The organism is Pseudomonas putida (genome assembly GCF_016406145.1).
GTDB classification, from domain to species: domain Bacteria; phylum Pseudomonadota; class Gammaproteobacteria; order Pseudomonadales; family Pseudomonadaceae; genus Aquipseudomonas; species Aquipseudomonas putida_E.
Genome location: NZ_CP066306.1, coordinates 2992317 through 3004722, shown reverse-complemented (window position 1 = coordinate 3004722; position 12406 = coordinate 2992317). Strand labels below are relative to the sequence as shown.

The window sequence follows — 12406 nt, the reverse complement described above, 5'->3', positions numbered from 1 at the left end:
GGTCAGCGTGGACTTAGTCCTGGCGGCTGGTCACTTCCAGCAGGTGGTAGCCGAACTGGGTCTTGACCGGGCCCTGCACGGTGTTGACCGGGGCGCTGAATACAACGGTATCGAATTCCTTGACCATCTGGCCTGGGCCGAACGAGCCCAGGTCACCGCCCTGGCGGCTGGACGGGCAGGTGGAGTTGGCTTTGGCGATTTCAGCGAAGTCGGCACCGGCTTCGATCTGGGCTTTCAGTTCGTTGCACTTGTCTTCGCTGCTGACGAGGATGTGGCGGGCAGTGGCGCGTGCCATGGGTACTACTCCTTGGGTGAAAAGGGCAAGCCTAGCGCACTTGCTTGGGAAATGTCTCGCAAGGCTTGCTGTACGCTTCCTACATACGCGCTGCGGCCTCACGCAGCAGGGTTTGTGTCGCTTCCCAGCCCAGGCAGCCATCGGTGATCGACACGCCGTACTTCAGCGGGCCCTTGCCCAGTGCCTGACAACCGTCGAACAGGTGGCCTTCGAGCATCACCCCGACAAGCGATGTGTCGCCGGCCAGGCGCTGAGCCAGCACGTCCTCGAACACTGCGGGCTGCCGCGCTGGGTCCTTGCCGCTGTTGGCATGGCTGCAATCGACCATGATCCGCGCCTGCAGACCCGCCTTGGCCAGCCCTTGGCGGGCTTGGGCAATGCTGGTGCTGTCGTGGTTCGGGCCCTTGTGGCCGCCGCGCAGCACCAGGTGGGTATCCGGGTTGCCCAAGGTCTCAATGATTGCCGGGTAGCCTTGCGCATCCATACCGAAATGGCGGTGCGCGGCGGCGGCGCTGCGCATCGCGTCGCATGCGATGGCGACACCGCCATCGGTACCGTTCTTGAAACCGACCGGCAACTCCAGGCCGCTGACCATCTCACGGTGAACCTGCGATTCGGTGGTACGCGCGCCAATCGCCGCCCAGCCCAGTAGGTCATCGAAGTAACCGGCGACCATCGGCTGCAGCAGCTCGGTGGCGATCGGCAGCCCGCGTTCGATCATGTTCAGCATCAAGCCACGGGACAGGGCGATGCCGCCATGCATGTCGTCGCTGCCATCGAGGTGCGGGTCGTAGGCCAGGCCTTTCCAGCCCACCGTGGTGCGCGGTTTCTCCACGTAGGCGCGCATCACCAGCAGCAACTTGTCGTCGACTTCGCGGCTCAGGGCCGCCAGGCGGTCGGCATATTCAAGGGCCGAGCGTGGGTCGTGAATCGAGCAGGGGCCGACGACCACCAGCAGGCGCGGGTCGCGGCCTTCAAGGATGGCGCGAATGGCCTGGCGCTGGGCCTGGACTTGCTGGGCATGTTCGATTGAAAGCGGCATCTGCTGCTTGAGCAGGTGCGGGCTGGGCAGGCGACGGCTGACAGTGGTGTTGGCAGCGTTTGGCTGGGTCAGGGGCAGAGCGAGGTTCGAGGCTTGCATGGCGTAGGTTCCCTGGGCAGACGGCGGGTTCTGACCCGCGCAGTCGGCCCCTATCGAGGTGTTCGACTGATCGTTGAATTCAGATTGGCTGCAGCATTGCCACCGTGGACGGACCGGTCGGAGGCGGCAGGCTGGCCCGAGCGGGATTGGCTAAATCGCCAGGCGTAGGTGCTTGCGTAGTAATAAGTGGCGTAGTTCATGAAAGTGTCCTCAGCGTGAATCGGTAATGTTCAAAGGCCTGAAAAGCAAAACCCCCGGTCGGGGAGCCGACCGGGGGTTTGAGTATTCTCATGTTCGGCGGCCCCTCGAAGGTGGGCGCCGTGTGGGTATCAGCGGCGCCTAGTGGCTAAACCAATACCCAAAATAAAAGCAGGCAACAGCCTTGCAGCCGGCAACGGCCAGCACTGGGCGCAGGTTGCGACCGGTGTTGTTGGCGTGGTTGCGGGTGTGTTTCGGCATGTTGCTCTCCAGTTGATGAGCCCGAGCTTACTTCAGGTAGCACGCACCGTTCAATGGATAATTTGCCATGTACCTGATCAATTTCTTTTGCCTTGCAGAAAACGGATAGCGCTTTGCACCCAGCGGATATTGCCGCCCGCCGGCACGCCCTAACCTGACCCGGTCTGAACAATAACAATGGAGACCCTGGCCATGTCCCTGGGATTCGACTACCTCAATGCCATGCTCGAGGACGACCGTGAAAAGGGCATCTACCGCTGCAAGCGCGAGATGTTCACCGACCCACGCCTGTTCGATCTGGAGATGAAACACATCTTCGAGGGCAACTGGATCTACCTGGCCCACGAAAGCCAGATCCCCGAGAAAAACGACTTCCTCACCCTGACCATGGGGCGCCAGCCGATCTTTATCGCGCGCAACAAGGACGGTGAGCTCAATGCTTTCCTCAATGCCTGCAGTCACCGCGGTGCCATGCTCTGCCGGCACAAGCGCGGAAACCGCGCAAGCTACACCTGCCCGTTCCATGGCTGGACCTTCAATAACAGCGGCAAGCTGCTCAAGGTCAAGGATCCGAGCAACGCCGGCTACCCCGACAGTTTCAACTGCGACGGCTCCCACGACCTGACCAAGGTTGCCCGGTTCGAATCCTACCGCGGCTTCCTGTTCGGCAGCCTCAACGCCGATGTCAAACCGCTGGCCGAACACCTGGGCGAATCGGCCAAGATCATCGACATGATCGTTGACCAGTCCCCCGAGGGCCTGGAGGTACTGCGCGGGGCCAGTTCGTACATCTACGAAGGCAACTGGAAGCTGACCGCCGAGAACGGCGCCGACGGCTACCATGTCAGCTCCGTGCACTGGAACTACGCCGCCACCCAGAACCAGCGCAAGCAGCGCGAGGCGGGTGAAGAGATCAAGACCATGAGCGCTGGTGCATGGGCCAAGCAGGGGGGTGGTTTTTACTCCTTCGACCATGGCCACCTGCTGCTCTGGACCCGCTGGGCCAACCCCGAAGACCGCCCGGCCTTCGAACGCCGCGAACAACTCGCCGCGGACTTCGGCCAGGCTCGCGCCGACTGGATGATCGAGAACTCGCGCAACCTGTGCCTGTACCCCAATGTCTACCTGATGGACCAGTTCAGTTCGCAGATCCGGATCGCTCGGCCGATATCGGTGAACAAAACCGAGATCACCATCTACTGCATCGCGCCCAGAGGCGAGAGCGCCGAGGCCCGTGCCAGGCGCATTCGTCAGTACGAAGACTTCTTCAACGTCAGTGGCATGGCCACCCCCGACGACCTTGAGGAATTCCGCTCCTGCCAGACAGGTTACGGCGGTGGTACCGGCTGGAACGACATGTCACGCGGCGCGGCGCACTGGGTCGAGGGGGCCGACGAGGCCGCCCGCGAAATCGAGCTCAGCCCGCTGCTGTCTGGCGTGCGCACTGAGGACGAGGGCCTGTTCGTGCTGCAGCACAAGTACTGGCAGGACACCATGCTCAAGGCTCTGGAAGACGAGCAGCAACTGATCCCCGTGGAGGCCGTGCAATGAGCCTTCATGAGACCGTGCGCGACTTCCTGTACCGCGAAGCGCGCTACCTGGACGATGCACAGTGGGACCAGTGGCTGGAATTGTATGCCAGCGATGCAAGCTTCTGGATGCCCGCGTGGGATGACGACGACCGCCTCACCACCGATCCGCAAAGCGAGATCTCGCTGATCTGGTACGGCAACCGTGGCGGCCTCGAGGACCGGGTGTTCCGTATCAAGACCGAGCGTTCCAGTGCGACCGTGCCCGACACCCGCACCTCGCACAACATCAGCAACATCGAGATCGTCGAGCAGGGTGAGGGCTACTGCCAGGTGCGCTTCAACTGGCACACGCTGAGCTTTCGCTACAAGACCACCGACAGCTACTTCGGTACGAGCTTCTATACCCTGGACCTGCGCGGCGAACAGCCGCTTATCAAGGCCAAGAAGGTGGTGCTGAAGAACGACTACGTGCGTCAGGTCATCGACATCTACCACATCTGAACCGAGGTTACGCGAACGGCCCGGTGTGCCCCATGGTGCGCCGTGGCCAGGTTCGCCCGCGAGGTGCAACATGAGCTTCCAGATCGCGCTTAATTTCGAAGACGGGGTAACCCGCTTCATCGAGGCCAGCGGCCATGAAACCGTCGCCGACGCCGCCTACCGCCAGGGCATCAATATCCCGCTGGACTGCCGCGATGGCGCCTGCGGTACCTGCAAGTGCAAGGCCGAATCCGGCCGTTATGACCTGGGCGACAACTTCATCGAAGACGCCCTCAGTGCAGACGAAATCGCCGAAGGCTATGTACTGACCTGCCAGATGCGCGCCGAAAGCGACTGCGTGGTACGTATCCCGGCGTCTTCGCAGCTGTGCAAGACCGAACAAGCCAGCTTCCAGGCCGCCATCAGTGATGTGCGCCAGCTGTCGGCCAGTACCATCGCCCTGTCGATCAAGGGGGAGTCGCTGAACAGGCTGGCTTTCCTGCCGGGGCAGTACGTCAACCTCACGGTGCCCGGCAGCGACCAGAGCCGTGCCTACTCCTTCAGTTCGTTGCAGAAGGACGGCGAAGTCAGCTTCCTGATTCGCAACGTGCCGGGCGGGCTGATGAGCAGCTTCCTCACCAGCCTGGCCAAGGCCGGCGACAACATGAGCCTGGCCGGGCCCTTGGGCAGCTTCTACCTGCGCCCGATCCAGCGCCCCTTGCTGCTGCTGGCCGGCGGCACGGGCCTGGCACCGTTTACGGCGATGCTGGAAAAGATCGCAGAACAGGGCAGCGAGCATCCCCTGCACCTGATCTATGGAGTGACCAACGACTTCGACCTGGTCGAGCTGGACCGTTTGCACGCCCTGGCTGCGCTCATCCCCAACTTCACCTTCAGCGCCTGTGTGGCCAACCCCGAAAGCCATTACCCGCAAAAGGGTTACGTGACCCAGCACATCGAGCCGTGCCACCTCAATGACGGCGATGTCGATGTGTACCTGTGCGGCCCGCCACCGATGGTCGAGGCGGTCAGCCAGTACATCCGCGAGCAGGGCATCACCCCGGCCAACTTCTACTACGAGAAGTTCGCGGCAGCGGCAGCCTGAGTTTCCTTGGGGCCGCCCCATCGTGCGGGTGAAGGTGGCCTCTTTTTCTTCCAAAGCCGGCAGTTGGGCCTGAGAGCACCGCTGTACCTGTGGGAGCCGGCTTGCCGGCGATGGGGCCAGTGCAGGCCAGGCAAGGTTGTGCCTGATAACAGGATAAGGAAGTAGCAGATGAACAACCGATTCCATAACAAAGTAGCCCTGGTCACCGGTGCCGCTCAAGGCATCGGCCGTGGCGTGTGCTGGCGGCTGAAGGCCGAAGGCGCGCAGGTGGTTGCCGTGGACCGCTCCGAACTGGTCCATGAACTGGCCGGGGAGGGCGTGCTGACGCTGATCGCCGATCTTGAGCAATACACCGACTGTGCCCGCGTCATGGCCTTGGCGGTAGAAGCGTTCGGTCGCATCGACGTTCTGGTCAACAACGTTGGCGGCACCATCTGGGCCAAGCCGTTCGAACACTATGAAGTGCCGCAGATCGAAGCCGAAGTCCGCCGCTCGCTGTTCCCCACCCTGTGGTGCTGCCACGCTGCGCTCCCGTACATGCTCGAACGCGGCAGCGGCGCCATCGTCAACGTCTCCTCGATTGCCACCCGCGGCGTCAACCGCGTGCCCTACGGCGCGGCCAAAGGCGGGGTCAATGCACTGACCGCCTGCCTTGCCTTCGAAACCGCCGGCCGCGGCATCCGGGTCAACGCTACCGCCCCCGGCGGCACCGAGGCGCCGCCACGGCGCGTGCCACGCAATGAGGCCGAGCAGAGCGAGCAGGACAAGCGCTGGTACCAGCAGATTGTCGACCAGACCCTGGACAGCAGCCTGATGCACCGCTACGGCAGCATTGACGAACAGGTTGGCGCGATCCTTTTCCTGGCCAGTGACGAGGCGTCCTACATCACCGGCGTGACCCTGCCGGTGGGGGGCGGCGACCTCGGCTGAGCAGCACCCCAAAGGCAGTTTTCCTCCACAAAAAAAACAACAGAGACAGATGCCATGCGAACCCTTGACGTTCACCCGATCATCGACAACGCCCGTTTCACCGCCTTCCACTGGATGGTCATGGCCTGGTGCGGCCTGCTACTGGTCTTCGATGGATATGACCTGTTCATCTACGGCGTGGTGCTGCCGGTCATCATGAAAGAATGGGGCCTGAGCCCATTGCAGGCCGGTGCCCTGGGCAGCTATGCGCTGTTCGGCATGATGTTCGGTGCGCTGGTTTTCGGCAGCCTGGCCGACCGGATCGGGCGCAAGAAAGGGATTGCCATCTGTTTCGCCCTGTTCTCGGGGGCGACCATCCTCAACGGCTTTGCCAGCAGCCCCAGCGAGTTCGGTATCTATCGTTTCATCGCCGGCCTTGGTTGCGGCGGTTTGATGCCCAATGCCGTGGCGCTGATGAATGAATACGCGCCCAAGCGCCTGCGCAGCACGCTGGTGGCAATCATGTTCAGCGGCTATTCGCTGGGCGGCATGCTTTCGGCGGGCGTGGGCATCTTCATGTTGCCACGCTTCGGTTGGGAGTCGATGTTCTTCGCCGCCGCAGTGCCGCTGCTGCTGTTGCCGGTGATCCTGTATTACCTGCCCGAGTCGATCGGCTTTCTGGTGCGCCAGGGCCGCACCGAGGAGGCGCGCACGTTGCTCAAGCGCCTGGACCCGCACTGCGATGTGCAGGCTGACGACCAATTGCAGGCGACTGACCGCAAAGGTAACGGCGGTTCAGTGCTGGACCTGTTCCGCAATGGCCTGGCCACCCGCACCTTGGCCCTGTGGCTAGCGTTCTTCTGCTGCTTGCTGATGGTCTACGCGCTCAGCTCGTGGCTGCCGAAACTGATGGCCAACGCCGGCTACAGCCTGGGCTCGAGCCTGTCCTTCCTGTTGGCACTGAACTTCGGCGGTATGGCCGGGGCAATCCTGGGGGGCTGGCTGGGCGACCGCTACAACCTGGTGAAGGTGAAAGTCGCGTTCTTCCTGGCAGCGGCTGTGTCGATCAGCCTGCTGGGCGTCAACAGCCCAATGCCGGTGCTGTACGTGCTGATCTTCATCGCCGGCGCCACCACCATCGGCACGCAGATCCTGCTGTACGCCGGTGCTGCCCAGCTTTACGGCCTTGCGGTGCGTTCCACCGGCCTGGGCTGGGCCTCGGGCATCGGCCGCAACGGCGCCATCGTCGGGCCGCTGCTCGGCGGTGCGCTGATGGGGATCAACCTGCCGCTGCAACTCAATTTCATCGCCTTCGCCATTCCCGGTGCAATCGCCGCGCTGGCCATGGCCGTGCACCTGGCGAGCAGCCGGCGTCACGCCCTGGCCGCGACGGCCTGACCTTACTACTGACTGAACTGGAGCTTTTCATGACAAGCCCGACCATTGAACGGCTGGAGGCGATCATCGTCGACCTGCCCACCATCCGCCCGCACAAGCTAGCCATGCACACGATGCAGCAGCAAACCCTGGTGGTCCTGCGCCTGCGTTGCAGCGACGGTGTGGAAGGTATCGGCGAAGCTACCACCATCGGCGGCCTGGCTTACGGCTACGAAAGCCCCGAGGGCATCAAGGCCAATATCGACGCGCATCTGGCGCCGGCGCTGGCCGGCATGGCTGCCGACAACATCAACGCTGCAATGCTCAAGCTCGACAAGCTGGCCAAGGGCAACACCTTCGCCAAGTCCGGCATCGAGAGCGCCTTGCTCGATGCCCAGGGCAAACGCCTGGGGCTGCCGGTCAGTGAGCTGCTGGGCGGGCGCGTGCGCGACAGCCTAGAGGTGGCCTGGACCTTGGCCAGCGGTGACACGGCACGTGACATCGCCGAGGCCGAGCACATGCTGGAGGTTCGCCGCCACCGGGTGTTCAAGCTGAAGATCGGCGCCAACCCCTTGGCACAGGACCTGAAACATGTGGTGGCGATCAAGCGTGAATTGGGCGAGCGCGCCAGTGTGCGGGTCGACGTCAACCAGTACTGGGACGAATCCCAGGCCATTCGCGCCTGCCAGGTGCTGGGTGACAACGGTATCGACCTCATCGAACAGCCGATCTCACGCATCAACCGCAGCGGCCAGGTGCGCCTGAACCAGCGCAGCCCCGCGCCGATCATGGCCGACGAGTCCATCGAAAGCGTGGAGGACGCGTTCAGCCTGGCTGCGGACGGTGCCGCCAGCATCTTCGCCCTGAAAATCGCCAAAAACGGCGGCCCGCGTGCAGTACTGCGCACCGCGCAGATTGCGGAAGCGGCCGGCATCGCCCTGTACGGCGGCACCATGCTCGAAGGCTCGATCGGCACCCTGGCTTCGGCACACGCCTTCCTCACCGTGCGCCAGTTGACCTGGGGTACCGAGCTGTTCGGGCCGCTGCTGCTGACCGAAGAGATCGTCAACGAGCCGCCGCAGTACCACGACTTCCAGTTGCATGTGCCACGTACCCCAGGCCTGGGCCTGACCCTCGACGAACACCGCCTGGCGCGCTTCGCCCGCCGCTGACTTGAAAGGAGAACCCCCATGCTGTTCCACGTGAAGATGACCGTGAAGCTGCCGGTCGACATGGACCCGGCCCAGGCCAGGCAGCTGAAGGCCGACGAGAAGGAACTTGCCCAGCGCCTGCAGCGCGAGGGCACCTGGCGCCACCTGTGGCGCATTGCCGGGCACTACGCCAACTACAGCGTGTTCGACGTGCCCAGTGTAGAGGCGCTGCACGACACGCTGATGTTGCTGCCGCTGTTTCCGTACATGGATATCGAGGTCGACGGCCTGTGCCGTCACCCGTCATCGATCCACGCCGACGACCGCTGAAATAAGCCTTTCGCACAAGAACAAGACGAGGTAACCATCATGACCGTGAAAATTTCCCACACTGCCGACGCCCAGAAGTTTTTTGAAGAAGCAGCAGGCTTTGGTAACGACGACGGCAGCCCACGCCTCAAACGTATCGTTAAGCGTGTTCTGCAGGACACCGCCCGCCTGATCGAAGACCTGGAAATCAGCGAGGACGAGTTCTGGCTGGCTGTGGACTACCTCAACCGCCTCGGCGGACGTGGCGAGGCCGGGCTGCTGGTAGCGGGGCTGGGCATCGAGCACTTCCTCGACCTGCTGCAGGATGCCAAGGATGCCGAGGCTGGCCTGAGCGGTGGCACCCCGCGCACCATCGAAGGCCCGCTGTACGTTGCCGGAGCGCCGATCGCCCAAGGCGAGGTGCGCATGGATGACGGCAGCGAGGAGGGCGTGGCCACGGTCATGTTCCTCGAAGGCCAAGTGCTCGACCCCCAGGGCCAGCCGCTTGCCGGCGCCGTTGTCGACCTGTGGCATGCCAACACCCGTGGTACCTACTCGTTCTTCGACTCGAGCCAGTCCGAGTACAACCTGCGCCGGCGCATCGTCACCGACGCCGAAGGCCGCTACCGCGCGCGCTCCATCGTGCCCTCGGGCTACGGCTGCGACCCGCAGGGGCCGACCCAGGAATGCCTGGACCTGCTGGGCCGCCACGGCCAGCGCCCGGCGCATGTGCACTTCTTCATCTCGGCGCCGGGTCACCGGCACCTGACTACACAGATCAACCTGTCTGGCGACAAGTACCTGTGGGATGACTTTGCCTATGCCACGCGCGATGGGCTGGTCGGTGAGGTGGTGTTCCGTGAAGGGCCCGACGGGCGCTATGCCGAACTCAAGTTCGACTTCCAGTTGCAGAAGGCGCTGCAAGACGCGGATGAGCAGCGCAGCGGGCGGCCTCGGGCCTTGCAGGAAGGCTGAGTCTCGATCGCGGGCACGCCGGCTCCTGCAGGTACAGCTCAGGCAATGAACTCAGCGGTGTCTGGGTGGGAGCCGGCTTGCCGGCGATCAAACGCAAAGCCCTTGCAACCCACTACTGCAGCGAGAGGCCCATGAAAAACCTGATCAAGGACTGTTCCCTTTCCGCCATCGTCGCAGGTTGCCTTGCGACGATGATTTCCTACGCCGGCCCGCTGGTGATCATCTTTCACGCCGCCGAAGCCGCCGGCCTGTCCCAGGGTCTGCTGTCTTCCTGGGTTTGGGCCATCTCCATGGGCAGTGCTGTACTCGGCGGCTTGTTGAGCCTGTACTACCGGGTACCGGTGGTGATCGCCTGGTCCATCCCGGGCTCGGCACTGTTGGTCACGGCCTTGCCCCAACTGGGACTGGAGCAGGCGGTAGGGGCGTATCTGGTGGCCAATCTGGTCCTGCTGCTGATCGGCATCAGCGGGGCCTTCGACCGCATAATCGCGCGCCTGCCCGGCTCGATCGCCGCCGGCATGCAGGCCGGCATTCTGTTCAGCTTCGGCATCGAGGTGTTCCGGGCATTGCCGGTGCAGCCGGGGCTGGTGGTGGCGATGTTCGTTGCCTATGTGCTGATGCGCAGGCTGCAACCTCGCTACGCCGTCGCGGCGGTGTTGTGTGTGGGTGCCGTAGTCACCTTTACCAGTGGCGCACTGCGCAGCGAGGCACTGGTATTGGAACTGGCCTCGCCGCAGTGGATCACCCCGCAGTTCAGCCTGGCGGCATTGTTCAGCCTGGCACTGCCGATGGTGCTGGTGGCGCTGACCGGGCAATTCATGCCGGGCATGGCAGTGCTGCGTAATGCCGGCTATGCAACGCCCGCCAGCCCGTTGATCAGCGCCAGTGCCATCGGCGGAGCCTTGTTGGCGCCGTTCGGTTGCCATGGCCTGAACCTCGCTGCCGTTACAGCCAGCCTGTGCACGGGCCACGAGGCCCATGACAACCCGCGCCGGCGGTATGTCGCGGCGGTCGCCGGCAGTGCGCTGTACCTGTTGCTGGGCATCGCCGGGGCGACGCTGATGTCGCTGTTCGCCGCCTTTCCTGCTGCTCTGATAGCCGCGCTGGCCGGGCTTGCGTTGTATGGCGCGATCAGCGACGCCTTGGCCCGCAGCCTGGCTGAGCCGCAAGAGCGCGACGCCGGCTTGTTCACTTTCCTGGTCACCGCATCAGGGGTGTCTTTCCTTGGCCTTTCGGCAGCGTTCTGGGGCCTGCTATTCGGACTGCTGGCACACGCACTGCTCAGGCTGCGTCGCCCGCATGCCCAGGAGGCCCTGCGCCGTTCACCGTGAAACTCGTATTGCCAACGCTTTACCCATAACAACAAGATCAAGAGAGCTTCGGAATGAACCAAACCCCTTGCGTCGCCATCGGGCTGACCCTGTTCAGCCAACCGTTACTCGCCGCCGAAGGCGGTTTCTTCGAGGATGCCAAAGCCAGCCTCAGCGCCCGCAACTACTACTTCAGCCGTGACTTTTCCGACATCGTCGGCGCCAATCAGCAGTCCAAGGCCCAAGAGTGGGCTCAGGGCTTCATCCTTGATTTCAAGTCCGGCTACACACCAGGCACCGTAGGCGTTGGGGTCGACGCGCTGGGCGTGTTGGGCATCAAGCTCGACAGCAGCCCTGACCGGGCCAATACAGGGCTGCTGCCCGTGCACGGTGATGGCAGGGCCGCCGACGAATACAGCCGCTTGGCACCTACGTTCAAGGCCCGGGTATCCAAAACTGAATTGCGCGTCGGTGAACTGCAGCCCAACCTGCCGGTGCTGACTTTCAGCGATATCCGGCTTTTGCCGCCCACTTACCAGGGCGTCAGCCTCAGCATGTCCGAACTGGACGGCCTGACGGTGCAGGCCGGGCACCTCAGTAGCTCGCACCTACGTAACGAAGGCGGCGACGGCAAGATGAACGCGATGCTCGGCCATGTGCCCCAGCGCCAGGTCGAGAGCGACGCGTTCAACTATGCGGGGGGCGATTACGCGTTCAACAGCAACCAGAGCAGTGCCAGCCTCTGGTACGGGCAACTGGAAGACGTTTACGCCCAGGGCTTTGTCGGCTTCAAGCACAGCAAGCCGATAGGGGACTGGGTGCTCAGTGCCAACCTGGGCTATTTCACCGCCCGTGAGCAAGGTGATGCGTTGCTGGGCACCATCGATAACCAGGCGTTCTTTTCGCTGCTCACCGCCAGGCGAGGGGGGCACAGCTTCCATGCGGGCTACCAGGCGATGTACGGCGACAGCCCGTTCCCTCGGGTGTTCGCCAACATTTCGCCGCTGGGCAACGAGGTGCCGACTTATGAATTCGCCTACACCGATGAGCGCTCCTATCAGCTGCGCTATGACTACAACTTCGCAGCCATGGGCATCCCGGGGCTGACGGCGACGGTGCGCTACCTCACCGGTAACAACGTCGATACCGGCCAAGGGTACGAGGGCAAGGATCGCGAACGTGATATCGATCTGGGTTATGCGGTGCAGAGCGGTGTGCTCAAAGGGCTGGGTATTCGGGTGAGAAATGCCATGGCGCGGTCCAATTACCGTAGCGATATCGATGAGAATCGCTTGATCCTGGTGTACACCTGGCAGCTGTTCTGAGCCCGTACCGGCCACGCGTTGTCACACAGCAGCAATTG

General features: G+C 63.2%; 12 protein-coding genes. 10 read left to right on the top strand and 2 right to left on the bottom strand.

Annotation, left to right across the window (positions count from 1 at the left end; all coding sequences use genetic code 11):
• Positions 1–13 precede the first annotated feature (13 nt).
• A complete protein-coding gene (locus JET17_RS13775; RefSeq protein ID WP_003248318.1) occupies positions 14–295 on the bottom strand; it encodes a peptidylprolyl isomerase in 282 nt (93 codons plus the stop codon).
• A gap of 79 nt (positions 296–374) precedes the next feature.
• Positions 375–1436, bottom strand: coding sequence for a 3-deoxy-7-phosphoheptulonate synthase (locus JET17_RS13770; RefSeq protein ID WP_012314562.1), 1062 nt, complete (start codon positions 1434–1436; stop codon positions 375–377).
• Between the two features lie 651 nt (positions 1437–2087).
• Here JET17_RS13770 and benA point away from each other — a divergent pair.
• From benA to JET17_RS13720, 10 genes are all read left to right on the top strand, one after another.
• Positions 2088–3446 (top strand): benzoate 1,2-dioxygenase large subunit, encoded by a 1359-nt coding sequence (benA, locus tag JET17_RS13765; RefSeq protein WP_012314561.1) that lies wholly within the window; start codon positions 2088–2090, stop codon positions 3444–3446.
• The gene (gene benB / locus JET17_RS13760) at positions 3443–3928 is read left to right on the top strand and encodes a benzoate 1,2-dioxygenase small subunit (protein ID WP_012314560.1); all 486 of its coding nucleotides are present in this window, start codon (positions 3443–3445) and stop codon (positions 3926–3928) included. The genes benA and benB overlap by 4 nt, the downstream gene beginning before the upstream one ends.
• Positions 3929–3998: 70 nt before the next feature.
• On the top strand, positions 3999–5012 hold the full coding sequence (benC, locus tag JET17_RS13755; protein WP_012314559.1) for a benzoate 1,2-dioxygenase electron transfer component BenC: 1014 nt from the start codon (positions 3999–4001) through the stop codon (positions 5010–5012).
• A gap of 168 nt (positions 5013–5180) precedes the next feature.
• Positions 5181–5942: a 1,6-dihydroxycyclohexa-2,4-diene-1-carboxylate dehydrogenase gene (locus JET17_RS13750; protein ID WP_012314558.1), complete on the top strand. Its 762-nt coding sequence runs from the start codon at positions 5181–5183 to the stop codon at positions 5940–5942.
• 54 nt (positions 5943–5996) lie between these two features.
• Positions 5997–7319: an MFS transporter gene (locus JET17_RS13745; protein ID WP_012314557.1), complete on the top strand. Its 1323-nt coding sequence runs from the start codon at positions 5997–5999 to the stop codon at positions 7317–7319.
• A 29-nt stretch (positions 7320–7348) separates the two neighbouring features.
• Positions 7349–8470 carry a muconate cycloisomerase family protein gene (locus JET17_RS13740; protein WP_012314556.1) on the top strand — a complete coding sequence of 374 codons (1122 nt, stop codon included), beginning with the start codon at positions 7349–7351 and terminating at the stop codon, positions 8468–8470.
• Between the two features lie 18 nt (positions 8471–8488).
• Positions 8489–8779: a muconolactone Delta-isomerase gene (catC, locus tag JET17_RS13735; RefSeq protein ID WP_012314555.1), complete on the top strand. Its 291-nt coding sequence runs from the start codon at positions 8489–8491 to the stop codon at positions 8777–8779.
• 39 nt (positions 8780–8818) lie between these two features.
• Positions 8819–9733 (top strand): catechol 1,2-dioxygenase, encoded by a 915-nt coding sequence (catA, locus tag JET17_RS13730; protein ID WP_012314554.1) that lies wholly within the window; start codon positions 8819–8821, stop codon positions 9731–9733.
• A 131-nt stretch (positions 9734–9864) separates the two neighbouring features.
• On the top strand, positions 9865–11064 hold the full coding sequence (locus tag JET17_RS13725; protein WP_012314553.1) for a benzoate/H(+) symporter BenE family transporter: 1200 nt from the start codon (positions 9865–9867) through the stop codon (positions 11062–11064).
• Positions 11065–11117: 53 nt separating this feature from the next.
• Complete coding sequence (locus tag JET17_RS13720; protein WP_012314552.1) at positions 11118–12368, top strand: OprD family porin; 1251 nt, start codon at positions 11118–11120, stop codon at positions 12366–12368.
• Positions 12369–12406: the final 38 nt, after the last annotated feature.